Origin of the sequence: Rhizobium sp. BK181 (assembly GCF_014193305.1) — a bacterium.
In the GTDB taxonomy this organism is placed as follows: domain Bacteria; phylum Pseudomonadota; class Alphaproteobacteria; order Rhizobiales; family Rhizobiaceae; genus Rhizobium.
The window spans coordinates 240,400-262,985 of sequence record NZ_JACHZA010000001.1; the positions used below are offsets into that span (position 1 = coordinate 240,400).

At 63.0% G+C, this 22,586-nt stretch carries 27 protein-coding genes; 2 read left to right on the forward strand and 25 right to left on the reverse strand.

Features of this window, described 5'->3' with window-relative positions; genetic code table 11:
- Position 1 precedes the first annotated feature (1 nt).
- From FHT77_RS01190 to FHT77_RS01275, 18 genes are all read right to left on the reverse strand, one after another.
- On the reverse strand, positions 2-457 hold the full coding sequence (locus tag FHT77_RS01190) for a cytochrome c-type biogenesis protein CcmH (RefSeq protein ID WP_183751784.1): 456 nt from the start codon (positions 455-457) through the stop codon (positions 2-4).
- On the reverse strand, positions 454-2,442 hold the full coding sequence (locus FHT77_RS01195; protein ID WP_183751786.1) for a heme lyase CcmF/NrfE family subunit: 1,989 nt from the start codon (positions 2,440-2,442) through the stop codon (positions 454-456). Before FHT77_RS01195 ends, FHT77_RS01190 begins: the two co-directional genes overlap by 4 nt.
- Positions 2,439-2,891: a cytochrome c maturation protein CcmE gene (gene ccmE / locus FHT77_RS01200; protein WP_183751788.1), complete on the reverse strand. Its 453-nt coding sequence runs from the start codon at positions 2,889-2,891 to the stop codon at positions 2,439-2,441. Before ccmE ends, FHT77_RS01195 begins: the two co-directional genes overlap by 4 nt.
- A complete protein-coding gene (gene ccmI, locus FHT77_RS01205; protein ID WP_183751790.1) occupies positions 2,888-4,009 on the reverse strand; it encodes a c-type cytochrome biogenesis protein CcmI in 1,122 nt (373 codons plus the stop codon). The genes ccmE and ccmI overlap by 4 nt, the downstream gene beginning before the upstream one ends.
- Before the next feature lie 108 nt (positions 4,010-4,117).
- Positions 4,118-4,540, reverse strand: a complete 423-nt coding sequence (locus FHT77_RS01210; RefSeq protein ID WP_183751792.1) for a hypothetical protein — start codon at positions 4,538-4,540, stop codon at positions 4,118-4,120.
- Positions 4,541-4,657: 117 nt separating this feature from the next.
- A complete protein-coding gene (locus FHT77_RS01215; protein ID WP_183751794.1) occupies positions 4,658-6,061 on the reverse strand; it encodes a HAMP domain-containing sensor histidine kinase in 1,404 nt (467 codons plus the stop codon).
- On the reverse strand, positions 6,051-6,722 hold the full coding sequence (locus FHT77_RS01220) for a response regulator transcription factor (RefSeq protein WP_114712100.1): 672 nt from the start codon (positions 6,720-6,722) through the stop codon (positions 6,051-6,053). The genes FHT77_RS01215 and FHT77_RS01220 overlap by 11 nt, the downstream gene beginning before the upstream one ends.
- Positions 6,723-6,775: 53 nt before the next feature.
- On the reverse strand, positions 6,776-7,024 hold the full coding sequence (locus FHT77_RS01225; RefSeq protein WP_016553306.1) for a hypothetical protein: 249 nt from the start codon (positions 7,022-7,024) through the stop codon (positions 6,776-6,778).
- A gap of 169 nt (positions 7,025-7,193) precedes the next feature.
- Positions 7,194-7,409, reverse strand: coding sequence for a hypothetical protein (locus FHT77_RS01230; protein WP_183751796.1), 216 nt, complete (start codon positions 7,407-7,409; stop codon positions 7,194-7,196).
- 22 nt (positions 7,410-7,431) lie between these two features.
- Entirely contained in the window at positions 7,432-11,265 is a 3,834-nt protein-coding gene (locus FHT77_RS01235) for a glycoside hydrolase/phage tail family protein (RefSeq protein ID WP_183751798.1), read from the reverse strand.
- A 33-nt stretch (positions 11,266-11,298) separates the two neighbouring features.
- Complete coding sequence (locus FHT77_RS01240; protein WP_183751800.1) at positions 11,299-11,748, reverse strand: NlpC/P60 family protein; 450 nt, start codon at positions 11,746-11,748, stop codon at positions 11,299-11,301.
- The gene (locus FHT77_RS01245) at positions 11,745-12,629 is read right to left on the reverse strand and encodes a DUF2163 domain-containing protein (RefSeq protein ID WP_183751802.1); all 885 of its coding nucleotides are present in this window, start codon (positions 12,627-12,629) and stop codon (positions 11,745-11,747) included. Before FHT77_RS01245 ends, FHT77_RS01240 begins: the two co-directional genes overlap by 4 nt.
- Positions 12,626-13,267, reverse strand: a complete 642-nt coding sequence (locus FHT77_RS01250; protein ID WP_183751804.1) for a DUF2460 domain-containing protein — start codon at positions 13,265-13,267, stop codon at positions 12,626-12,628. Before FHT77_RS01250 ends, FHT77_RS01245 begins: the two co-directional genes overlap by 4 nt.
- Before the next feature lie 7 nt (positions 13,268-13,274).
- Entirely contained in the window at positions 13,275-13,820 is a 546-nt protein-coding gene (locus FHT77_RS01255) for a phage tail tape measure protein (protein ID WP_183751806.1), read from the reverse strand.
- A complete protein-coding gene (locus FHT77_RS01260) occupies positions 13,810-14,133 on the reverse strand; it encodes a rcc01693 family protein (protein ID WP_210280751.1) in 324 nt (107 codons plus the stop codon). Before FHT77_RS01260 ends, FHT77_RS01255 begins: the two co-directional genes overlap by 11 nt.
- Entirely contained in the window at positions 14,055-14,411 is a 357-nt protein-coding gene (locus tag FHT77_RS01265) for a gene transfer agent family protein (protein ID WP_183751808.1), read from the reverse strand. Before FHT77_RS01265 ends, FHT77_RS01260 begins: the two co-directional genes overlap by 79 nt.
- On the reverse strand, positions 14,411-14,818 hold the full coding sequence (locus FHT77_RS01270; protein ID WP_183751810.1) for a phage major tail protein, TP901-1 family: 408 nt from the start codon (positions 14,816-14,818) through the stop codon (positions 14,411-14,413). The genes FHT77_RS01265 and FHT77_RS01270 overlap by 1 nt, the downstream gene beginning before the upstream one ends.
- Before the next feature lie 85 nt (positions 14,819-14,903).
- Positions 14,904-15,548, reverse strand: a complete 645-nt coding sequence (locus FHT77_RS01275; RefSeq protein WP_183751812.1) for an HAD family hydrolase — start codon at positions 15,546-15,548, stop codon at positions 14,904-14,906.
- A gap of 241 nt (positions 15,549-15,789) precedes the next feature.
- Here FHT77_RS01275 and FHT77_RS01280 point away from each other — a divergent pair, with 241 nt between their 5' ends.
- Together FHT77_RS01280 and FHT77_RS01285 are read left to right on the forward strand one after the other, a co-directional pair.
- Positions 15,790-17,004: an MFS transporter gene (locus FHT77_RS01280; protein WP_183753825.1), complete on the forward strand. Its 1,215-nt coding sequence runs from the start codon at positions 15,790-15,792 to the stop codon at positions 17,002-17,004.
- 105 nt (positions 17,005-17,109) lie between these two features.
- Entirely contained in the window at positions 17,110-17,502 is a 393-nt protein-coding gene (locus FHT77_RS01285) for a GFA family protein (RefSeq protein ID WP_183751815.1), read from the forward strand.
- Between the two features lie 4 nt (positions 17,503-17,506).
- On the opposite strand, the gene FHT77_RS01290 is transcribed toward FHT77_RS01285, so the two are convergent.
- From FHT77_RS01290 to FHT77_RS01320, 7 genes are all read right to left on the reverse strand, one after another.
- Positions 17,507-17,926: a DUF3168 domain-containing protein gene (locus FHT77_RS01290; protein ID WP_183751816.1), complete on the reverse strand. Its 420-nt coding sequence runs from the start codon at positions 17,924-17,926 to the stop codon at positions 17,507-17,509.
- A 99-nt stretch (positions 17,927-18,025) separates the two neighbouring features.
- Positions 18,026-18,361 carry a phage head closure protein gene (locus FHT77_RS01295; protein WP_183751818.1) on the reverse strand — a complete coding sequence of 112 codons (336 nt, stop codon included), beginning with the start codon at positions 18,359-18,361 and terminating at the stop codon, positions 18,026-18,028.
- On the reverse strand, positions 18,361-18,930 hold the full coding sequence (locus FHT77_RS01300; protein WP_183751819.1) for a head-tail connector protein: 570 nt from the start codon (positions 18,928-18,930) through the stop codon (positions 18,361-18,363). Before FHT77_RS01300 ends, FHT77_RS01295 begins: the two co-directional genes overlap by 1 nt.
- Positions 18,931-19,005: 75 nt before the next feature.
- Positions 19,006-20,265, reverse strand: a complete 1,260-nt coding sequence (locus tag FHT77_RS01305; protein WP_183751821.1) for a phage major capsid protein — start codon at positions 20,263-20,265, stop codon at positions 19,006-19,008.
- Positions 20,266-20,276: 11 nt separating this feature from the next.
- Complete coding sequence (locus tag FHT77_RS01310; protein ID WP_183751823.1) at positions 20,277-20,861, reverse strand: HK97 family phage prohead protease; 585 nt, start codon at positions 20,859-20,861, stop codon at positions 20,277-20,279.
- Positions 20,862-20,894: 33 nt separating this feature from the next.
- Entirely contained in the window at positions 20,895-21,212 is a 318-nt protein-coding gene (locus tag FHT77_RS01315) for a DUF6107 family protein (protein WP_037134447.1), read from the reverse strand.
- Between the two features lie 174 nt (positions 21,213-21,386).
- Positions 21,387-22,544, reverse strand: coding sequence for a phage portal protein (locus FHT77_RS01320; protein WP_183751825.1), 1,158 nt, complete (start codon positions 22,542-22,544; stop codon positions 21,387-21,389).
- Positions 22,545-22,586 lie beyond the last annotated feature (42 nt).

Here is a 22,586-nt window from a genome sequence, read left to right on the forward strand (position 1 = left end):
GTCATTCGTCGAGCAATTGACTCAAGCGGGCCTGCTCTTCGGCGGTCAGCTTGGAACCCGTCGGTCTGCCTGCCCTCTTCCGCGCGAAGACGATCAGCGAGATGCCGCCTGCGACAACAAGCAGGATCGGCGCGCCCCAAAGCAGGATCGTTTTCGTTTCAAAGCGCGGCTTCAACAGCACGAACTCGCCGTATCGCGAGACGATGTAGTTCACGACCTGCTCGTCGGTATCACCACCGGTCAGCCGCTCACGCACCAGCAGGCGCAAATCCTTGGCAAGCTCGGCGTTGGAGTCGTCGATCGACTGGTTCTGGCAGACCATGCAGCGCAATTCCGCCGAAATCGCGCGCGCCCGCGCCTCCAGCTTCGGATCGGCGAGAACCTCATCCGGATTGACGGCAAACGCAGGAACGGAGGAAAGAAGCACCGCCAGCACGAGGACGATAGCCCGGATCATTCTGCCGGCTCCATCGCCGGACGCGCGGGTTTTGCTCTTCGGCTCGGCGCGCCGACGCGCAGTCGGCGATCGCTCAGCGAAACGAACCCGCCGATCGCCATGATCACCGCGCCGCCCCAGATGCAGAGAATGAAAGGCTTCCACCAGATGCGCACCACGATGCCGCCATCGTTCGTCACATCGCCGAGGGACATGTAGAGTTGGCTGAGCCCAAAAGTTAGGATCCCGGCCTCGGTCGTCGGCATCTGGCGCGCCGTGTAGACGCGCTTCGACGACCAGACATCAGCAACCTCGACACCGCCACGGCTGATGGTGAAGTGGCCCCGCTCTTCACTGTAGTTTGGTCCTGTGGCTGGCTTCATACCGTCGAAGCGCACGAAGTAACCACCGGCCTCGACGCCCTGGCCGGGCTTCATCTCGATGACATGTTCGGTTTCGAAGGTGGTGACCGCGACGATGCCGAGGACCGCAACGCCGAGCCCGGCATGAGCGAGCGCCGTCCCGAACGCCGAGCGCGGCAGGCCGGCCAGGCGTTTCCAGGCAACGGACGCAGCAACCTTGCCCACGCCAGCCCGATACCAAAGATCAGCAATCGCCCCGAAGACCAGGAATAACCCTGCGGCCAGCCCAACCACGGCAAGCACAGGGCCGCCGTGCTCGACATAGAAGAACGCGACTGCCGCAATGAAGGCCAGGATCGCGACCAGATAGAGCCGCTGCAGAACAGCGAGCAAATCACCGCGCTTCCATGCCATGAGCGGGCCGAAAGGAACGATGACCAGCAACGGTGCCATCAGCAAGCCGAAGGTCATATTGAAGAAAGGCGGTCCAACCGAGATCTTATCGCCGGTCAGCGTCTCCAGCAGCAGCGGATAGAGCGTGCCGGTCAGGACGGTGCCGCAAGCGACCGTCAGAATGAGATTGTTCAGGACAAGCGCCCCTTCGCGAGAGATCGGCGCAAACAGGCCGCCCGCCGAGAGCAGCGGCGCGCGGAACGCGAACAGTGACAACGCCCCGCCGATGAAGATCAACAGGATGCACAGGATGAAGACGCCACGCGAGGGATCGCTGGCAAAGGCGTGCACCGAGGTCAAAACGCCCGATCGCACAAGAAAGGTGCCCATCAGGGACAGCGAGAACGTCAGGATCGCGAGCAGGACCGTCCAGATCTTCAGGGCCTCGCGCTTTTCCATGACAAGCGCCGAATGCAACAGCGCCGTCCCGGCAAGCCAAGGCATGAACGATGCGTTCTCGACCGGATCCCAAAACCACCAGCCTCCCCAGCCGAGTTCGTAGTAAGCCCAGTACGAACCCATGGCGATGCCTAGCGTCAGGAACGTCCACGCGGCCAGCGTCCAGGGTCGCACCCAACGCGCCCAGGCGGCATCGATGCGGCCTTCGAGGAGAGCTGCCACAGCAAAGGAGAAGCAAACCGAGAAGCCGACATAGCCGAGATAAAGCAGCGGCGGATGGATCGCGAGACCGACATCCTGCAGGACAGGGTTCAGATCCTTGCCCTCGGCCGGTGCAGGGTCCAGACGCATGAACGGGTTGGAGGTTAGGAGGATGAAGAGAATGAAGGCCACCGAAATCCACGCCTGCACAGAAAGCACATTCGCCCGCAGCGTGTCGGGCAGGTTGCGCCCAAAGGCAGCCACCAAAGCGCTGAAGAGCACCAGGATCAGCAGCCAGAGCATCATCGAGCCTTCGTGATTGCCCCAAACCCCGGAAAACTTGAAAAGCAACGGCACCAGCGAGTGCGAATTTTCCCAGACGTTCGCCACCGAAAAGTCGGAGACGACGTGAGCGTAGGTCAGCACGGCGAAGGAGAAGGCCACCAGCGCAAACATTGCCAGGGAGCCGACGGAGGCCACATCCATCATCGCGCGGTCAAGGCGTCTTGCACCGATGATCGGAACGACGGAAACGACAAGTGCTGTCGCAAGCGCCAGGATGAGCGCGTAGTGGCCGATCTCGATGATCATTGCACTGCTTCCCCTTCTTTCCAAAGGCCTTGCGCCTTCAGCTTGTCGGCGACTTCCTTCGGCATGTATTTCTCGTCATGCTTGGCGAGGACCGTATCGGCCGTGAATACGTCGCTGCCGGTTTCGAAGCGGCCCTCGGTTACCACTCCCTGCCCCTCGCGAAAAAGATCCGGGAGAATGCCGGTATATCGCACCCGGACGAGATCGCCGGTCGCGTCGGTCACGGCAAACTGCACCGTCGATCCGGCGCCGCGGATGATGCTACCCTCACCGACTAGACCGCCGAGCCGAATCCGGGTTCCCGGCGGCACCGGGTTCTTGGCTATATCTGCCGGCATATAGAAATAGGCCACGGACTGGCTGAAGGCGAACATGACGAGCAGCACGGCGGCAATGATGAAACTCATGCCGCCAGCGATGATTGCCAAGCGCTTCTGCTTGCGCGTCATTCCGTCATTCCTTCTGTCGCGATGTCGAGCTCTCGCGCCACCGCCAGCAGCTTCTTGCCTTGCTCGCTGCTTGCGGGAAACGCTGCCAATCCGCGTTTCAGAGCTCCAACCGCACGATCCTTGTCCCTCAATACGGCATAAGAGCGAACGAGCCGCAACCAGCCCTCGAGATTGTTCGGGTCTTCGGTAAGCTTGGCATCAAGGCTTTCGACCATGCCCTTTATCATTTGTTGCTGATCGCCGGCGTTCATGCCCTCGGCAGCCGCAACGTCCGCCGCAGTTGGGTTGCCTAGTGCGTTCGGTGCCGCGCCGCCATTCTTGGCAACGTGCTCGGCGACCAGCGGCAGCCATGGTGCATCGGCCGGCGACTGCTTGGCGAGCGTCTCGAAGGCCGCCTTGGCATCAGCAGTCCGACCGGCCTGCTCCAAGCCGAGCGCCAGATAGAAGCTTGCCTTTGGATTGTCCGCCTGCAACTGAAGCGACTGCTCCAGCACTTTGCGCACATCCTCGGTGACGACACCGTTCGAGGTCGCCATCAGCGTCTCGGCGAGCCCATCGAGGCGTGCGGCGCTCGGGCCAAGCAGCCGGATCGCATTCCGATACGCGTTCTCTGCGTCGTCAACGCGCATGGTGTTGAAGTAGATCGGCGCCAGGACGTCCCAGCCCTTGCCGTCCTCAGGATTCTGCGCCAAGTGGCGCTCGGCCTTGGCGACGAGGATCGCCATATCGTTGCCGGGGTTCTCAAGTCGAGCTTGCAGCGGCTGTGACGGCAAATCCGGCCGCCCTACCAGAATGTAAAGACAGAGCCCCAAGATCGGCAGGAGCAGCAGCACGAAGGCTTCGGACAGACGGTGGTGCTTGGAAACCTTCCGATCGGCGACAGGCGCGGTGGAGACTGTAATCAGGCGCCGGCCGATTTCGGCCCGCGCATAATCCGCTTCGTCGGCGGAAATCAGCCCGCCGGCGAGGTCGCGATCGAGTTCTCGCAATTGATCGCGATAGACCGCGGACTCCCCGGCGCGCGTGTCATCAACCGCTCTTGCGCCACGCAAAAGCGGGTAAAGCAGAATGGCGGCAATTGCCGCCGTCAGAACGGCCACAAGAATCCAGAAAAGCATAGCCGCCAAATACTCGAAGCAAACGTCTATTCCAACAAGCAAAGCCGCAATGACGATTATTTGAGGCGTTTGGCCGCAACATTTCGCCGGCGGTCAATTCTACGCAGCTTAGCCGAGGGGCGACCAACTGCCATTGTCGTTTCGGCAGGCGGAACCGCGCGCCACCGTCTCCTTGCCGTCGATCGTGACGCTGTGGGTATACTGACGGCAATTCTGCGAACCTACCTGGTAGGGCGCAGCCGCCACCACTCTGCCGCTGACGTTGCGTCCGCTCCAGACAACCGGCTGCCCCACAGCGGCACCTTCCAGAGCACGATATTCCGCCTCAAGCGCACGCTGACGGTCGCTGCTGCTGAGTTCCACACCGCTGCGACCGATGATACCGCCCTGCAAAGCAGCAATGTATGTAGCCGAAGCTGGCGGCTTCCTCGAGAAAAGACCGCCCGAGCTGCTTTTCGTCGATTGGCACCCGGAAAGCGTCATGGCGACGAGAAGCGAGGAAACGATCATGCCTTGCGAACGTAGCATCATTCAGCCGAACCAGAATCAGGTGTCAATCAACGCAGCCACACACGCACCACGCCGTGTCGGCAACAAGGCAAAGCATGCTATGCAAACGCCTGGGTCTATGTGACATCAAGCAGTTGCTCACGCAACATCCTTTGTGATGCCTGGCAAAATAAGGCGGGCCTTCAGTCCCTGCCATTCGCCGCGGGACAATTCGAGCCGCCCTTGGTATTCGTTGGAAATCTCCGTCACGATCGAAAGTCCGAGCCCCGTGCCGGGCTTGCTTTCATCCAGCCGCTTGCCGCGCTTCAGCGCCTCGCGAATCTGATCGGGCTCCAGCCCCGGTCCGTCGTCCTCGACGACGAGCTCGACCCAATGGCGACGCCCGCTGCCTTCCGCGCCCTTCACCTCATCGGGCGCCTCTGAAACGGAGAGGCGAACCTTGGTGGCAGCAAAACGAGCGGCGTTCTCAAGCAGGTTGCCGACGACCTCTTCAAGGTCCTGCTGTTCCATCGCGACCGCGAGGTGCGGCGGTGTCACGGTCAGTTCGAATTCCTTGTCGACGTTCAAACGCCGCATAACGCGCACGAGCCGTTCGAGAGCGGGCTCGGCATCGGTGCGGGCGAGCACGGATTCGCGCTGCGCGGCAATGCGGGCGCGGTTCAAATATGATTGCACCTGCCCCTGCATCGCCTCAGCCTGGCTGCGCACGAGATCGCCGTGCGAACGTTCCAGCACGCGTGCCTCGTTGAGCAGCACCGCGATCGGTGTCTTCAGAGAATGCGCGAGATTGCCGACCTGCATGCGCGCCCGCTCGACGATACGGCGGTTGCTGTCGATCAGAGCATTGACTTCGTTGGCGAGCGGCAGGATTTCGCGCGGAAAATCGCCTTTCAAAGCCTCGCTCTCACCGGCGCGAATGCGCTCAAGCGCCGCGCGCGCCTTGTCGAGCGGCTTCAAGCCATAGAGAATGGCCAAGGCGTTGACGATCAGACTGCCGACGCCGAAGCCAGCCAACGCCAGATAGAGACTGTGGGAGAAATTGCGGACGTCATCCTCGACCACGTCGACGTTGCCGCTGACGCGGAAGCGCGCGGCACGACCGTCGGTATCCAGCACAACCTCGGTTTCAGCAACCTGGATCCGGTTCCCCGAGGCATCAGTCACCTTATAGTAGCGCTCATAGTTCTTGTCGAAGGGCGCTTCGAGAACGGACGGAACAGGGATCGAAGCCGAACCAAGCGAGGGTGAGACCAGTGGTTGCGCGGTATAAGTGCCGAGCGGCTCTACGAGCCAATACCAGCCGGTCTTTGGCTGCGCGAAGCGCAGGTCGCCGAGCTGCGGACTGCCGTTCAACGCCCCTTGGTCGCCGATCGTCACCGAATTGACAACATTATAGAGCTGGGCGCGCAGCAGGTCTTGAAAGCCGCGCTCAGCGCTTTTCCGGTAAAGCGTCGAGATCAGCAACCCGATGACGACAAGCGCGACGGTCGACCAGATCGTGGTCAGCAGTAGAACGCGTGCAGTAAGCGACTTAATTCGCATTTTTCGGCGCTTGGATGCGGTAGCCAAGCCCGCGCACCGTTTCGATCAAATCAACGCCCATCTTCTTTCGAAGGCGCCCGACGAAAACCTCGATCGTATTGGAATCGCGATCGAAATCCTGGTCGTACATGTGCTCGACCAGCTCGGTGCGCGAAACCACTTCGCCCATATGGTGCATGAGATAGGAAAGCAGCCGGTATTCGTGCGAGGTGAGTTTCAACGCGACGCCGTTGACTGTCGCCTTCGAGCTCTTGGTGTCGAGGCGCACCGGGCCACAAATGATCTCGGAGGACGAATGCCCCGCCGCACGGCGGATCAAGGCACGGATGCGCGCCAGCACTTCCTCAACGTGGAAAGGTTTGGTGACGTAATCGTCGGCACCGGCGTCGATGCCCGCGACCTTGTCGCTCCAGCGGTCGCGCGCGGTGAGGATCAATACCGGCATGCCGCGCCCTGCACCGCGCCACTTCTCGAGCACCGTCACGCCGTCCAGTTCCGGCAGGCCGATATCGAGAATGATCGCGTCATAAGGCTCGGTATCGCCAAGGAAGTGGCCCTCCTCGCCATCAAAGGCCTGATCGACGACGTAACCGGCTTCCTTCAACGTGTCGCTGAGCTGCCGGTTCAGGTTGACATCGTCTTCGACTACCAGAATGCGCATCGGTCCGCTTTGCTCCGCTTGATTTCTTCGGCGTCTAGATAGGGCGATTCTGCCTACATCGGAACCTTGACGGTTACTTTACGCGGGCGCTGACCGTTACCTTGGACGAGGACGGTGATAATGCAGCTATCGCCCAGAGGCTGGACGGAAAGGAGCTGCCCTCCCGTTTTTTCCACAACCTCGCGCGCGGCCTCGCTGCAATCGCCTGCAACGCGCACCGTCAGGGTACGCGGATTATCCGGTGAGGGCGACGTTACCGCCAGCCCTGCGGCTAGCGCTGCGACGCTCAAGGGAGAGGCCATGTGCAATGCTTTCAATGGATACCAACTTGGCCCAGACTATGTACTCAAGCCACCTGAATGGCAAATGAATGCCTTGTAATCCCTGATGTTTAGAACAGTTTTGAATTCGCGCCACGCGTGTTCAAAAATGTGGGTCGGCGAACGATGTCTTCCGCTCGCCGCGCCGGCTTTAAGGGGCGGATTTGATCGCCGCCTTGGCAGTGACACGCCCGTAGATGGCAAGTAGGCCACCCAGCGCGCCGGCTATGTTGACGACCGAGTCGACCAACTGGCTCTTGTCTGCCGCAGCAAGGTCGATACCGGCAAAATGCAACATGGATGCGACGATCGAGATCAGCGCGCCCCAAATGGTTTTCGAACTGTACCAATCCTTCAGATCTATCATCTTCTCTCCTTCACGATGAAATTTAGAAAGCACATGTCACGCGTGCAGGAATGCCGAGCGGCACGCGTTCGCCCAGTTGCCGAATACGCAGGCTGAGACTGTTTTGCGGTTGTCCGAAATCGGCAAGTTCGTCGGCGGACGGATAGATCCACTGCGCTCTGTCGGATTCGTTCGCTCTCAGAACGACATCGCCATCCAGAATTTCGACACGATACCGCTCGAACGGCTCGTCGAGGGGAATATCGGCTGCGAGCCAACTGTCGGCGCTGTCGCGCCCGCGCCTGATCCAGGTGATCTTCACGCCGTTGTCGCCGCGTGCGCATCGGATGTGGACGGGGGCAAGCGGCGTCTGCGCCCGCAAGCCGCCCTCGAAGGCGAAGGGACCTGTCTTCCCCGTCGATGAGGCCGTTTCGGCGATCCAATTCAATCGCAGGCCCATTTCGTCGCTGCCGAGGCCAAGCGGTTTCACCGCCTCGTCGAGCAGCACAACGGCCGATCCGACTGCTGCCCCGGAAAACATCGCATCCTCCGTGCCGGCAAGCCCCCGCAGCAAGCCGCGCAGCGCCCAACGCCCGCGCGATATCTCCTCCGCCTCTCGGAACGCCAGGACTTCCCAGACATTGCGGACCGACAAGACCGCCAGAAGGTTGGCGCCGTTCAGGACTGAAGTCGCAGGTGCCGAGGCGAGGCCGCCATAGGGCAGATTGAGTTCAAGCGGTCGCGACCAGTCGAAGCGGCCGATAACCCCTGCCGCAAGCGCACTTGTCAACGTGCCGATCCGCGCCGGCCGATCGAGCAGCACCCTACCCTTGTAACCTTCGCTCGTGGGAGACGACGACAGCCCCACCATCGTCCACGGTTTTGCAAAGACTGCGCCCCGGGCATAGCTCGACGGATCGTTGCCGTCGAACCGCGGCAGGTCAATCAAGTGGACGATCGGGGAAAACAGGTTCGAACCGCCCTCACCGCTCGGCTTTCCGGCGGCAATCGTCCCCGCCGTACTGCCGACAGACGAGGCGAATTCGCGCGCCTCCACCCGGCGTGCCTCACCATCCTCGACGCGGCTGATCAGGAACCGGCCCGGTGGCCCGGGCAGCGCAATTACGTCGCCAGTCTGGATACGCACCTCATTCGGCGGAAGCGAGAACCGGATGGACCGCCGGGCAACGCGATTGTCGCGCAGCAATGCCTCGGCGGCGGCAAGCGCCGTCTCCTCGGGCATGACGGCATTGAGGTGCTGCTGAATGATCCGATTTGTCGATTGCGACACGCGATGGGAGCGAGCACTTGCCTGCTCGTAATCGAGGTCGGGATTGTAGAAGCTCAGCAGGGCTTCAGCCGCAAAATCACTGTCGTGACCACGCGTTTCCTGCCATAGCGGCTCGTCTTCGCGGTCCACAAGAATGTCGACCGGCAGCGCCGGCAGGCTCGCCCACATGCGCGACCGGAAGCGCAGACGCCCCGCATCCTCGATCGCATCGATCTGAAACGCTTCCAGGAGCGGCTCGATCAGCCTGCGGGCGGATGCGATATCCCCCTGCACATATCCCAACAGATCGCCGCTCACCTCAGACACGTCGAAATCGTCAAAGCCGTGATCTCGCAGCAGAGCAGCCACCACCTCAGCCAGCGTGCCGCTGCCGAGCCTGCCGTTCAGCCAATGTCCGATACGCCAGTTGGCACCGTCGTTCCATGTCGAGGTATTCTGCGGAAAGGCGGGAAAGGGCCGCGCGTCCCACGACCAGACGAAAAGGTGCGCCGGATCGACCATTCCGGCCGGAGGACCGCCACCGCCCCACCACGTGTGATGGGCCTCCAGAAAACGCCGCTGCATGGTGTCGGCGCGCGTTCGGTTGGAAAAGTAGGGAACAGCACTTTCCGCGGACTTGGGATCGGCAAAGATGTTCGGTTGGTTTGCGCCCTTGTCGATGGCACCGCAGCCTAGTTCGGTGAACCAGACAGGCTTGCTACGCGGAAGCCACGATGTCGGCGTCGGGATTTCCACGCCGCCGATCCGCTCATGATGCTGATCGGACCACCAACCCGCGATATCCTTGTAGCGGAAAACCCAAGGCTTTCCGACAAACTCGTCCGAAATCGGACTACGTTGCCTCGCCCGGCGAGCCGCATCGCTCACGTAATACCAATCGAAACCCTCGCCTGCAGTGATCGCGGTGGTCAGCGCCTGGAAGTCATCGCCGGTCCGGAAACCATCAGGATTGGCGTTCGCGAGATCGTCGTCCCGCCAGTCCGCCAGCGGCATATAGTTGTCGATGCCGATGGCATCGATCGCCGGCGACGACCAGAGCGGATCGAGGTTGAAATAGACGTCGCCGCTTCCATCCTGCGGATGGTAGCCGAAGTATTCGCTCCAGTCGGCACCGTAAGTCAGCTTCGTTGCCGGCAGGAGCGACTTCACATCGGCTGCGAGAGTTGTCAGCGCTGCGACGAATGGAAAGCCGTTGGCTCCATCGCGCACCTGCGTCAGCCCGCGCAGCTCCGACCCGACAATGAGCCCGTCGACACCACCCGCCATCTTTGCCAGCTGCGCGTAGTGCAGGATGAAGCGGCGGTAGCTGGCCTCGCCGCCGGCATAGGTCACACGCTGCCCGTCAACGAAAAAATCGGTTGCCTGCGCCGCCCCGGTGAAGGCGGACAGTTGGCCGGCAGCCTCTGAGGTCCGGTCCACGGTTTCCGCCTGGCCGATCGCCGGATGGCAGGTGATCCGCCCGCGCCAGGGATAGGCAGGCTGAGCCGAAGCCCCATAGGGATCCGGGAGGCTGTTGCCGGCTGGAATATCCATCATCACGAAGGGATAGAGGTAGACCGCCAACCCGCGCGCCTTGAGATCGGCAATTGCCGAGACAACACTCGCGTCGTCGGGCGTGCCGCCATAGGCGGGACCGCCGCCGCTCCTGCTGACAAGGTGGGCGGTTCCGCGCAAGTAGCCGGAGACCGACCATGCGCTGCTTTCGTTGCGCGCCGACACTTCCACGCCCGGCAGGATCTGACATTCGCCCGCGCGCAGGTCGGTCCCGAACCATGAGACGACAAGCGCAACACGCTCGAGATTTGGGCAGAGCGCCGTCAGCTCGTCGATCGAGACCTCCCAATCGGTCAGCCCCTGCAGGCTGTTGCGGTTCAGGACTCGCGCGCTGCCTGCCCCGGTGCTTTCGGAGACGGCGACCGTGCGATAACCATGCTCGGTCGCGCCGGGAATGATGCAGACAGCCTTGATCTGGTTTTCCAGCGTGCCGATCGGGCGGATCACCTCGAACTGCAGCAATGGAATGCGGTTACCATAGGAATCCAACGGCAACCGCTCGAAGACGACATAGGCAAGCCCGCGATAGGCGGGCGCCATGCCCGCTCCCTGCTTCGCCTCGATCAAGGGATCCGGCTGCTGATCACGATCCCCGGGATAGAACCGCATCTCGATCCGCGTCAGGTCGAGCTCCTTGCCATCAGCCCAGACCCGGCGAACACAGGCGACAGGTCCCTCGCCAAGCCCGATCGCCAGATTGGCAAAGTAGCGGAATGTCTCGACCCGCGCGCCACTCGACGACTTTCCGCCCCTGCGCTCGCTCGTCACCTGCTCCTCGAAGCGTGTCGCCCAGATCAGCGTTCCGCCCACGCGTGCCGTTCCGTAAACCCTGTTGATCGCCGTCCCTTCGTCTGCGCCGGGGATGCGCGCCGTCGAAAGGTGCGCCCCGCGAACCGTCGAGCTGCGGGAAAGCAAGGCGTGATCGACGACGCTTCCGGCGAGCGCGCCGGCTGCGCGGCCGATGACAGCGCCAACCGGGCCCAAGACACTGCCGAGAGCAGCGCCGGCCGCTTGAAAGAGAAGTGTTGCCATGAACCACCGGAAAATGAAGAGGAATTGCCGGCTTCAGCCGGAAACGGAGCAACGTTCGGGAAAGCGAAACACAGCCACAATCCGCCTGCGCCAACTCGGCACCAGCGGCGAACAGACGACCGAAGCCTGCTCATAGGCATGGATGAATTGCCGTTCGCCGGCGAGAATGCCGGCATGCTTCGCCGCCATATCCGGCCGCCAGCGGAACAGCAGCACATCGCCCGGCTGCGCTTGCGTCAGCGGCAGCGGCGTTCCGAAGTGTTTCAGCGCCGCAGCCATCAGGCGGTCCGTGCCGCTGCGCTCGGCCCAGTCAGGCGCATAGGGCGGCGGGAGTTCCGGTTCGTCGCCATAGACGTCCCGCCACACGCCACGGATCAAGCCGAGACAATCGCACCCGACGCTTTTGGTCGACGCCTGGTGGCGATAGGGCGTTCCGATCCAGCTCTCGGCAGCGTTCAGCACCTTCTCTGCAAAGGGTCTCATTTGAACAGCGCGCCCCCGTCGTGAACGGTCTCGCCATCGGCGTAGGTGTACGCGAAGTCTGCACCTGGTATGTGCGGAAACCCTTGAAAATTCAGTTGGTTGGAAAACTTTGTTCGGCAGGTGGCAAAAGCCTTGTCGCATCCGGCCGTCAACCGGACCCGGTCGCCGATCTCAGGCAGGACGGTCAGCGGCAGCCACAATGTCACCTCGCCTTCCGTCTCAGAATACGACTCGGCGATCCCGCCTTGCCCCTCGGCTACGCCATCAAGAAAAGCCAGTTCCCCGAAACGGAAGAAGCCGTCGCCCAAGCTGCCGATACCGGAAACCTGGATATGGCTTTCATTGCGCACCAGCGCCACGATGCCTTCAGCGCGAAACTGCGGCTGCCCCAGATCGACACCGCACCTGCCGTCCCCAAGCGCCGCATCACAACGCCTGCCGTAGACGCGCCCCTGCGGCTGGTTCAGGCGATGGGCAAAGCTTCGAAGCTCGGCACGAAACTGACCGGCATCGCGAACGACCTCGCCGATTTCCTGTACCTTGATCAGCAAGTGCTGCGCCGGCACCGACCAGTTGACGAGGAAAACCTCCACGCGGGCGCCGTCATAGGCGCCGCGTTGAAGGTCATCCTCGGTGATTGCATCGCTGGAGAAACCACCCGCAACGTCGCTGGTCGCCGCCGGGAGACCGGCCTCCTCCTCGGTCGCACTTGCCGAAAAGCCGCTCGCGGCCGTGAAGCTGGTATCGGCGAAGGCGAGGTCGTGGTCATGCTCGGTAAAACCGAGGACGATGCCATCCCGCCTCATCACTCGCCAGGCATGGCAAAGTGTCGTGGCGTCGCAATCGAGATGCATCGCCAGAGATGGGTCGATGGTTCTCACGGTACAATCTCCGTCAGCGGAATTGTCGGGATCCGTCCGGCGTTGAAGGCCGACAGATTGACGTCGATCCGACCCGTCGCGAAGCGAACCGGCACATCGAATTCGAAGCCCGCGGTAATGGCAGCACCCGCAGCAGGAATATGACCGGCAGCAAAGCTGACGAGGCCAGTCGCGGCATCGCAGGCAAAGGCGGAAGGGCCTTGCTCAACGCCATCAAAGGCAATCACCACGGAGCACGCCACCGGCTTGCGGATGGTTCGAACGGTGCTCGCGGCCGCGTCTCCGTAGGTCTTGGCAAGCTGAAAGCTCGCCGTCGTGCCGTCTCCGGTGCCGATAAGCTGATCGAATGCCGTCACCGGCACATCCGGTCGCCCAGACGTCCAATCGACCGGATCGCGAAAGCGAAACCCATAGAGTTCACCGCTGCGCGCCTCGAAAAACTCCAGGACCTCATAGAGATCGGTGAAAGAGCGCAACCCAGAGCCCGCATCGTAGCTGCGCCGCGCATCGCGCCAGCGGCTGTTGCGACTTTCGCGGCCGTTGGAAAGGTTGACGATGTCGGTGCGCCTGACAGGGCCGCCGCTCGTCGAGAGCGACAGGCGCAGCGGAAAGCGCACCTCGTGGAAGCCGTTTGCCATGATTGCCTCAGAGGTTGCGCTGGCCGCGCATCGCCGTGCGCGCCAGCATCGCAGAGATCTGCGCTTCGCTCTTCTGAAAGCTCTGCGCATCCGAAGTCGTGACGTTGAAGACGATCTGCGGGCCGGCCGATCCGGCTGACGCAGCAACGCCGAGCGCACCATCGGCGCCCCGTTTCAGCGGCAGGATCGCCTCGCTGCCAGCCTCGCCCATCAGGCCCATGTTGCCGCCCATCGGGAAGTAGGTCGGCTGCGAAACTACGCCGCCATCGGCGAAAGGCAGGAGCTTGCCGAAACCGCCGAGAAGGTTCGACGCAGCGCCCGAGATCATCGTCTCCAGCGGCTTCAATCCGGCCGACAGCGCGATATCGGCGAGCCGATTGCCGAGGCTGCGCAGCACATCATCGAGGCCCTTGCCGCCATCGGCAGCACTGCGCAGCGCGCTCGACAGCGCCGAGCCGAACGAGCGCGAGCGGGTCTCTAGGCCATCGAGCGTACTTTGCAGGGTTTCGGCCTGCACGGCCATGGCGGAGAGGTCGGCGTCGTCAGTGTCCATGATCGTTCCTTCGTTTCGAGGGTGTCAGGCCGTCCGGAAATTGCGCCATCAGCGCGCCGAGATCGGCGCGGGCGACGGCGCTGCGCGGCGTCAATCCACCGGCAACGGCGTGAAATTCGACGGGTGTCATTGTCCAGAAGATTGCGGGAGGCAGCCGCAGCAGACAGAGGCCGACGTGGAGGACGCGCGCCCAGGGGAAAGGCGTCGCGCGATCGGCCTCGATATCTGCTGCGGCTAAAGGGGGCGCGCGGCAATCTCCGCGCTCTCCCCGCTGAATGTCGCGGCAAGCAGGTTGCCGACGACAGCAGCGCAACCGGCAATGCCGCCATCGATGCTGGCCTCCGCCACTTCCTGATCGGAATAGAGATTGCCGCCGCCGCGAAGGCCGGCGCCGATGATGCGGATCATGTCGGCTGCCTTCAGCTGTCCGCGCGAGAAGCGCTCGGCCAGACCCACGAGATTGTCCGTGGAAAACGCTGTCTCCAGTTCCGCCAACGCGCCGAGCGTCAGGCAAAGGATCCGCTGTTCACCATCGATGACAGCCTCGATCTCGCCGCGGCGCCGGTTCGCCCTTGCACCCGCCGCCCGCATCAGAGCGCCTCGAAGCTGATGGCGCCTGCCGACTCCAGCGCCAGTTCGAACATCACTTCGCCGTTATACTGGCCGGAATATTCGAGCGCGCTCGCCTGGAACGGTCCCGTCACCATGCCGAAATCAGGGACGATGATCTGCCAGCTGAGGATAGAAGCATTGAAGAAGGCGTTCCGCACCAGGCCATCGGAGACGGCATCCTTGAAGATGCCGGCGCCCGAGACCGACGCACGCTGTATGCCCGCGCCGCCCAGCAGTTCGCGCCATCGCCCGGCGCTCTCGGCGTCGGTGACGTCGACGGTTTCAGCATTGAAAGCGAGCCGTTTCGACCGCAGCCCTGCTACCGTTTCGTAAGCCGTGCCGTTGAATATCTTCAGGAGCAGGTCCTTGCCCTTCTGCGCCACCATCGTCCGATCCTTTCGACATGAAAAAGGCGCCCGAAGGCGCCGTCGTGCAGTTCCAAATGGGAGCCTCGCTCCGGTGTGTTGTCCCTTACAGCCACCATTCGCGCAGGCGCGGATGGCGCCGGATGTCCAGCTCACTGCAGTAGGCCGTGCCGTCCCATCCCGCCTGCGCCGCCAGCGCTATAATCTCGGGCTGATCGTCGAAAAACAGCGGGCGCTCATCGCCGGAAATCCCCAGTGCGGCGTTGATAGCCTCGAAGAAACGGATATCTTTTTTCGGATGACCGATCTCGGCGCTGTAGAAAATGCCGTCGAAGAGCCTGGAAAAGCCAAGGTCGTTCCACAAATATCGTGCGCGGAAATGTTCCTGGCCGGTTGCCAGATACAGCTTCATATCGGCTGCCCGGCGCAGCTCGGACACCAGCTCAATAACCGATGCATTGAGATTTGAATCTTTTTCAAACCAATACTGCATGAAAGAGCTCACGCTGCCGGCATAGCCAACCTGCGGAAGCACTTCGGCAAGCGCTGTCTTCAAATCGCTTTGCCCAGTCACGCATGCAAACATCCGGCTTTGGGAGCGATCGCCAGGCGGTCCGAAAAAGAGCTGTTGGAACGCATCGCGATCCACACCCAGATCGTCTTCGATTGTCATATCCCAAGGCTTGCGCAGTTCCGGATTGGCGTGCCATCCATCGATCAGCACACCGTCGACATCGAAGAAGATTTTCACCGTCCACTCGCTTTGTTGAATCGCAATCCAACACAACTTACGCCAATGGTGCCGCCATGCAACCACAATGGCCGATTGTGCTCGACGCTGCGATCGGTTCTCTCCTGAGCGGCAGCTCCGACAGAGAAAACAGGCGCAGCCGGCGCCCGCAGGTGTCATCCACTTGTCACTTTCAACCGGTCGGCGAAACTGCTACGACCTTGCCCGCCGCCCCTACCCCATTCGCGTCAAAGCCCGCCTCATGTCTCGATCCATCCCCCTGCGCTCGGTGCAGACGATTGCCGTGCTTGCCGTCACGCAATTGATTGGCTGGGGCACCACCTTCGACATGCTCGGCGTCATGGGCCGCGTCATCGCGCCGGATCTCGGCTTGCCGAACGAGGTGGTCTTCGGTGGGCTCAGCATCATGATGGTCGTCAGCGCCCTTGTCGGTCCAACGACCGGCCGCCTGCTCGCCCGACATGGAGCCGCGCGCGTGCTCGCCGCCGCCTCGATTACCTTCACGATCGGCCTGTTGCTGTTGTCAGCCGCGCACGGCATCGTCCTCTATGGGCTTGCCTGGATCGCCATCGGCGCCGGTGGCGCCTTCGGCCTTTCCGCTCCGGCCTATACCGCCGTCGTCGAGCGCGCCGGCCCCGACAGCAAACGGGTGATTGCCATCCTGATGCTGTTTACCGGCCTTTCGAGCGCGATCTTCTGGCCGATCCTCAGTCAGCTCAACGCGACCGTCGGTTGGCGCATGACGTTTCTCATCTGCGCGGCGCTGCAGTTCTTTGTCTGCCTGCCGCTGCATGTTTTCGCCCTGCCGAAGCCGATCGCCTTCGCCACAGACGGCAGCACGGCGCACGAAACGCCGGTGCCGCTCTCGCCTGCGGGACAACGCAAGGCGTTCCTGCTGATTGCCGCCGCAACGACGATCTCGACTTTCGTGACTTTCGGCGTATCGCCATCGCTGCTCGAAATACTGCGCCAGTCCGGCGCCTCGCCGGCGCTGGCGCTGCAGCTCGGTTCGGCGCGCGGCGTGATCGGCATCTCGGCCCGCTTCCTGGACATGCTCCTCGGCCGCCGCGGCAATCCGATCCTCAGCGCCGCAATGGGCGTGAGCCTGATGGTCTCAAGCTTCCTGATGATGCTGCTGATACCGCCCTCGACGCCGCTGCTGATTACCTTCATCCTGCTCTATGGCTTCGGTTCCGGTGTCATGACCGTCGCCCGCGCCCTGCTGCCGCTCGCGCTGTTCTCGCCACGCGAATTCGGGCTGCAATCCGCCCGCCTGTCGCTGCCGCAGAACCTCGCCAATGCCATCGCGCCCGTCGTTTTCACGGCGATCCTCGATCGCGCTGGAGCCGGAACCGCGATCGCGACCTGTGCCGCGCTCGCCGTTATCTCGCTCGGCTTCGTGCTGATGCTGGCTACGCAGGTGAAGGCAGCGACCAGGCTTTGCCAGCAGGGCTGAGGTGATGGCGAAGGCCCCGCTTGCAGTGAGGGGCGAGACATTTGCAGCCGCTACCCCATCTTCATTACAAGGCGGTCCGCCGCCTGATCGTGGAGGAGGAGCAACATGGACCGTTTCACCGGTGGCTGCCGCTGCGGCAATGTCCGCCTTGTGGCAACCGGACGCCCCTATCGGGTCGGCATTTGCCACTGCCTCGACTGCCGCAAGCATCACGGCGCACTTTTCCATGCATCGGCGATCTTTCCCCAGGATGCGGTGACGGTCGAAGGCGAGACGGGTGAGTACGACGGTCGCTTCTTCTGCCCCCGATGCGGCTCCCCGGTTTTCGGGCGCTCCGGAGATGAAGTCGAGGTGAACCTCGGGTCGCTCGATGCTCCCGACCAGTTGCAGCCAACTTACGAACTCTGGACCATCCGCCGCGAATCCTGGCTGCCGCCGTTTCCGCTGGCGAGACATTACGAACGCGATCGCGACGCCGCGAGCCGCTACGAGGAGTAGCCCGCTACGCCGTGACAGCGGCAATCGGCTCCGTCACAGCCCGAAAACGCAGTTCGACAACATACAGCTTCGTCTTCGCTTCACGCCGGCTCTGTGTCCTGACATGCAAAAGGCTGACGAGATGGTGTTGGCCAAGATCGAGCGCCACATCCTGCAGCAAGGCATGGAGTCGCGAGGCCACCAGTTGCGCCTGCCTTCGCCCGCCAGCGTCGATCCAGACTTCGAGCGAAAACAGGTGCTCCTCGCCTCTCTCCGTCGAGGTCGAATAGTCATTGCTCATAAGCTCGCCGATCAGCACGCATGGGAGCTTTCGCCCGGTGACCAACCGGTCGCGGACGCCGTCCTCGCCGATCAGGCCGAGAAGCTCGGTGTCGCCGGTCAGGCGCGCATGGATCGCCGTCAGCAGTTCATTGGTTGCGCTCATTGCCCCCGCCTCCCTTTTCCTGCGGCCTTGCGGCACCCTCTCGCGCCACCCGCGCCAGGATCTCCGTGAGATCGCGGAGTGTGATCGCCAGGGCAGCACTCATCGCCCTTCCTCCTCGCAGAGGCAGCAGAGATAGCGGCCGGTTTCATCGGGGTCGCGCCAAGTGCCGATGGAAAACAGCCTGTCGCCCTTGCGCAGCCGCATCCCGGCCCTGATATCAGTGCGAAACCGTAGCCAGATGCGGTGCGTCAGCGTGAAGACCTCTGCACCGGCCCGCTCTTCCCGTACTTCGGCCAGCGGCTCGATCCGCGCCCACACCGAGGCAACAGCGCTAAAGGCAACGTTGGCACCGCCCTGTCCGTCCGGCGCTTCTTCCGGTGCCTCCAGTTCAAGCCGCGCCGTCATCTGCCCGGGATCGAAGAAGACGGATCGCATCAGAGCCTCCGGATCAGGAACGGTGCGACCAGCCGGTCATAACCGACAGGAATGTCCGCCGGCTGATCCTCTACTGCCACGGCACCCCTGAAGGCGAACATCTGGGCGACATGCATCAGCATCGCCCGCTTCAACGTATCAGGCACCTCTGCGCCGCTCTCACCGAAGCCGGCGGAAAAATCGATCTCGATGCCGTTCGCGGCGATGGCGGGCTGCAAATTTCGATCGAGCACCAAACGTGCCGGCCGGGCATTACCGTCGAGCACATGGCTGGTCACGGGCAAGACCACTTCCTCGCCCGCCTCATCGTAAATGCTCAGGCTTTCAATCGCTTGGACCGGACCCTTGGCAATCTGAATCACACGCTCTTCAGGTATCGATTCAAGATGGAGGCGCCAGCCCTGCGTGATCAGGCAGAGGCCTGTCGTGCGCTCCAGGTGCTCGCGGGCAACGCGGATCAGCGAGGCCAGCAGCGTGTCTTCGTTGCCGTCGTCGAGCCGCAAATGGGCCTTCACCTCGGCAAGCGTCAGCGCTTCCGCGACAGGTGGGGTAATCGGTGCATAGGTCATGGACGATCCTGAATTGGTGTGGCGCAGGCATGTTCGGCAGGCGGATGCGGGCAACCGCACCCGCCCTGCCTGGGATCAGCTCACGGCGAACTTGATGAGCTTGATCGCCTCGAAGTTCTGCACCCCGCCTCCGACACGTTTCGTCGTGTAGAAGAGCACGTAGGGCTTGGCGGAATAGGGATCGCGCAGCACGCGCACGCCGGTGCGGTCGACAACGAGATAGCCGGCGCGGAAGTCGCCGAAGGCGATCGACAGCGCATTGGCCGCGATATCGGGCATGTCTTCCGCCTCGACAACCGGGAAGCCGACCAGCGACGCCGCCTCGCCGGCCGTTGCCGGTGGCTGCCAGAGATAACGGCCGTCGCCATCCTTCAGCTTGCGGACCTCGGCCTGCGTCTTGCGGTTCATCACGAAATTGGCGTTCTGCCGATGCCCCGCCTTCAGCGAGTAGATCGTATCGATCAGGGTGTCGGAAGCACCCGTCGTCTTGAAGGCGCCAGCGGCACCCGTCGCGATATAGCCAAGATTGCCCCAGCTCCAGGCGCTGTCGGCGACTGCGCTATAGGCGAGGAAGCCCTTGGGCTTGTTGGTGCCGTCGCCATTGACGAAGGCCGTGCCCTCCTGCTCGGCAAAGACGGTATCGACCTCGCTCGATATCCAAGCCTCGATATCGACAGCAGCGTCATCAAGCAGCGCCTGCGTTGCCGCCGGCATGGCGTAGAGCTCCATGGTCGGGAAGGAGAGTTCGGCCAATTGCGCGCTCGACGTCTGCGGGCGAGCCGCCGCCTCGGCCACCCAGCCGGCCGCCATGCCGGACGTCGCAAACGGCTTCTTCAGCACGGAGCCGGAGACCTGGCGGACGGTCGCAAGCGAGCGGATCGGCGAGACCACGGAAAGGCGACGGCCGATCTCGGTATCCGTTTCGGGCGGTACGAGATAGCCGCCATCGCTCCCTGACCCTGCCGACATCGCCTTCGCCTCGAGTTCGCGCAAGCCGGCCTCGTCGCCGCGGCGGATATAGTGCTCGAACGCCGCCTTGTGCTCGTTCGCCTCGACGCCGTTTCCGCTGCCACGCCCGAGCGGCGGCCGCGCCTTCTTCAGCGCCAGCTGGTCGAGCACCTTCTTCTGCTCATCCATCGCCCTCGTGATACGGTCCATCTTGTCGCGGGTGACGACATCGGCCGTCAGCTTTTCCTCGATCTCGCCGAGGCGGCGGTCATTGGTATCCTTGAAGGCTTCGAACGCCTCCATGAACTCGTCGAAGGCAGCAGTCATCTCAGGCGCCGCCTTGATCTCCGGCGCGATCCTCGAACCTGTCTCATGCATGTCGGTCATGTCCCGTTTTCCTATCTGAAGGTTTCTGTCAGCATCATCCGGGCGGCCCGGCGCATGGCGCGGACAAGCTCGGTCTCCTTGTCGCGGAACCACCGCGCATTCTTGATGTTCTGCACGCGCGCCGAAGGCAGCATCGGGAAGGTGACGATCGAAATCTCCCAGAGGTCGGCCTCGAGGATGCGGCGCACACCCGACTTCACATCGGTCTTGGCGCGCACGGTGCGGAAGCCGATCGAAAGCCCGTCGAGCGCGCCGTTCTTTAGGAGCTGGTGCACCTCGCGTGCCCGGGAGACACCCTCGGCAAGCATGCCCTCGACATAGAGGCCACGGCTGTCCTCGCGGATCGTCTTCCAGGCGCCGATCGGTTCGGCCGGGTCATGCTGGAAGAGCATGCGCACCCCGCCCGCGCCGCGCTCGGCCAGCGACTTGCGGAAGGCGCCGCGCTCGATCGCATCCTTGCCGAGATCGACCTCACCGAAGACGCTGGCATAGCCGGAGAAGCTGCCGTCGCGCTTCAGCCCCCTGAGCTCCAGATTGGCGAACTTGCGCGTATCCGCGCCCATGGGTGATCGCGCCAGCGCGCGGCTTGCGGTCATGATGCTCTCCTCGTTATTGGAATGGTCTTGCGGCTAACGCCCGCGCGCGCCGTATCGTCCGGCGATCCGCGACAGGATGCCGAGGCCCCACCAGGCACAGAGGCTTGCCGCCGCCGACCCCGACAACACGACCTCGGATGCCGAGAGGCGATCCGCCAGCGCCAGCCTTTCGGCAATCCAGATGCCGGTCGGCCCGCCGAAGATCGTGCCGCAGGCAAGGCCGGTGAAGAAGCGGCTCGCGGCCTCCCGCCGGCTTTTCGGCAGGAGGTAGACGAGCGACACGGCCGCCCCCGCCGATGCACCGAGCGCCCTGGTCGCCCAGAGCCCGGCATCGTTGGAAAGATCTGTCATCGCAGGGATCCTTGGTTGACGACGGGCAAAAACCGGCCGGCGATCGCACCTTAGCGCCGCCGGTTTCAGGGTGTCGTCCCGGCACTTCGGCGAATCTTTTGAATCGCTTGGGTGCATTTGCTCGAACATCGAGTCCGGGCGTTCAGAGTTTGATTCATGCGCCGGTGCAGGCGTTCAGTACCCCACCGCCTGCCGCTTCTCCTCGTCGGTCAGGAAGGACGCACTTCCAACGCGCGTCCACAGCTGATCGCGCTCGGCCGCAAGCCCTGCGACCTTGTCGAGATCGGGCTCGAGCCGCAGGCGGTCCCCGTAATGGCCGGAGAGCCAGGCCGAGAGCGACGCGGCGGTGCGGGTCAGCATCGGCAGAACGGTCAGCCTGTAGAAGGCGCGGTTCGCCTCCTGATAGTTGGCATAGGTGTTGTCGCCGGGAATGCCGAGCAACATCGGCGGCACGCCGAAGGCGAGTGCGATATCGCGGGCGGCGCCATTGCGCGCCTCGACGAAATCCATGTCCTTCGGCGATAGCCCCATCGACTTCCAGTCGAGCCCGCCTTCGAGGAGCAGCGGACGTCCGGCGCGCATCGGGCCGGAATAGCCCTCATCGAGTTCCTGCTTCAGCCGCTCGTACTGGTCGGGCGAGAGATTGCCGCCCTCCTTCGGCTGGTAGACCAGCGCGCCCGAAGGCCGTGCGGAGTTGTCGAGCAGTGCCTTGTTCCAGGTCGCCGCCGCGTTGGAGAGATCGAGCGCCACCTGGGCGGCCGCGAGCGGCGGGAAACCAAGATGATCGTCGAGCGGATGGAAGAGCTTCAGGTGCAGCAGACCAAGTCCCTCGGTCTCGGCCGGAAAGCGGCGCACGGAACCGCCGGCACGATAATCATAGGCCTCGGGCCACCCGTCCTTGCCCTCGACGATACCGATGCGATCAGGCCGCAGCAGATGCAGTTCGCGCAGGTTTCCACCGACCAGCAGCGGCTCGACATAGGCGTTGCCCGACAGGAGCAGATGGCCATAGAGCGCCTCGAGGAAATCAGGCCCGCCCATGCGGCCGTTCGGCTGCGCGAGCAGCGACAGCACCGGATGAGCCGGCCGTTCGCGATCGCCCTCGTAGAGCAGCCACGGCACCGAGGCCGCGGCTTCCGCAACCAGCCGGACGCTGCGATGCGCGACCGGGTTCTTCATGAACCCCTCGCGCGACAGCGCAGCGTATGAGCGGCCAGTCCAGCTCGCCCGCCCTTCCGCGGTCAACGACATGAAGCCACCCGCGGTCTTCGTCTCAGGCACGGCTTTGCGACCCGCCGCGGAGCCCCACGGCAGCAATGATCTCAATCTCATGGTTGGTATCCTGGAGTTAGGCGGACTCTCAAGCCTGCGACG

What these genes read in the sequence shown, in the direction of transcription:
- FHT77_RS01230 (WP_183751796.1), bottom strand. Translation starts at nt 7,409, where the DNA reads ATGATAGATCTGAAGGATTGGTACAGTTCGAAAACCATTTGGGGCGCG.
- FHT77_RS01220 (WP_114712100.1), bottom strand. Translation starts at nt 6,722, where the DNA reads ATGCGCATTCTGGTAGTCGAAGACGATGTCAACCTGAACCGGCAGCTC.
- FHT77_RS01265 (WP_183751808.1), bottom strand. Translation starts at nt 14,411, where the DNA reads ATGCGGGCGGCGGGTGCAAGGGCGAACCGGCGCCGCGGCGAGATCGAG.
- FHT77_RS01215 (WP_183751794.1), bottom strand. Translation starts at nt 6,061, where the DNA reads ATGCGAATTAAGTCGCTTACTGCACGCGTTCTACTGCTGACCACGATC.
- FHT77_RS01285 (WP_183751815.1), top strand. Translation starts at nt 17,110, where the DNA reads ATGGACCGTTTCACCGGTGGCTGCCGCTGCGGCAATGTCCGCCTTGTG.
- FHT77_RS01240 (WP_183751800.1), bottom strand. Translation starts at nt 11,748, where the DNA reads ATGAGACCCTTTGCAGAGAAGGTGCTGAACGCTGCCGAGAGCTGGATC.
- FHT77_RS01300 (WP_183751819.1), bottom strand. Translation starts at nt 18,930, where the DNA reads ATGACCTATGCACCGATTACCCCACCTGTCGCGGAAGCGCTGACGCTT.
- FHT77_RS01295 (WP_183751818.1), bottom strand. Translation starts at nt 18,361, where the DNA reads ATGCGATCCGTCTTCTTCGATCCCGGGCAGATGACGGCGCGGCTTGAA.
- FHT77_RS01255 (WP_183751806.1), bottom strand. Translation starts at nt 13,820, where the DNA reads ATGGACACTGACGACGCCGACCTCTCCGCCATGGCCGTGCAGGCCGAA.
- FHT77_RS01320 (WP_183751825.1), bottom strand. Translation starts at nt 22,544, where the DNA reads ATGAGATTGAGATCATTGCTGCCGTGGGGCTCCGCGGCGGGTCGCAAA.
- FHT77_RS01280 (WP_183753825.1), top strand. Translation starts at nt 15,790, where the DNA reads ATGTCTCGATCCATCCCCCTGCGCTCGGTGCAGACGATTGCCGTGCTT.
- FHT77_RS01250 (WP_183751804.1), bottom strand. Translation starts at nt 13,267, where the DNA reads ATGGCAAACGGCTTCCACGAGGTGCGCTTTCCGCTGCGCCTGTCGCTC.
- FHT77_RS01310 (WP_183751823.1), bottom strand. Translation starts at nt 20,861, where the DNA reads ATGACCGCAAGCCGCGCGCTGGCGCGATCACCCATGGGCGCGGATACG.
- ccmI (WP_183751790.1), bottom strand. Translation starts at nt 4,009, where the DNA reads ATGCTTTTCTGGATTCTTGTGGCCGTTCTGACGGCGGCAATTGCCGCC.
- ccmE (WP_183751788.1), bottom strand. Translation starts at nt 2,891, where the DNA reads ATGACGCGCAAGCAGAAGCGCTTGGCAATCATCGCTGGCGGCATGAGT.
- FHT77_RS01290 (WP_183751816.1), bottom strand. Translation starts at nt 17,926, where the DNA reads ATGAGCGCAACCAATGAACTGCTGACGGCGATCCATGCGCGCCTGACC.
- FHT77_RS01195 (WP_183751786.1), bottom strand. Translation starts at nt 2,442, where the DNA reads ATGATCATCGAGATCGGCCACTACGCGCTCATCCTGGCGCTTGCGACA.
- FHT77_RS01225 (WP_016553306.1), bottom strand. Translation starts at nt 7,024, where the DNA reads ATGGCCTCTCCCTTGAGCGTCGCAGCGCTAGCCGCAGGGCTGGCGGTA.
- FHT77_RS01305 (WP_183751821.1), bottom strand. Translation starts at nt 20,265, where the DNA reads ATGACCGACATGCATGAGACAGGTTCGAGGATCGCGCCGGAGATCAAG.
- FHT77_RS01235 (WP_183751798.1), bottom strand. Translation starts at nt 11,265, where the DNA reads ATGGCAACACTTCTCTTTCAAGCGGCCGGCGCTGCTCTCGGCAGTGTC.
- FHT77_RS01190 (WP_183751784.1), bottom strand. Translation starts at nt 457, where the DNA reads ATGATCCGGGCTATCGTCCTCGTGCTGGCGGTGCTTCTTTCCTCCGTT.
- FHT77_RS01270 (WP_183751810.1), bottom strand. Translation starts at nt 14,818, where the DNA reads ATGGTGGCGCAGAAGGGCAAGGACCTGCTCCTGAAGATATTCAACGGC.
- FHT77_RS01210 (WP_183751792.1), bottom strand. Translation starts at nt 4,540, where the DNA reads ATGATGCTACGTTCGCAAGGCATGATCGTTTCCTCGCTTCTCGTCGCC.
- FHT77_RS01315 (WP_037134447.1), bottom strand. Translation starts at nt 21,212, where the DNA reads ATGACAGATCTTTCCAACGATGCCGGGCTCTGGGCGACCAGGGCGCTC.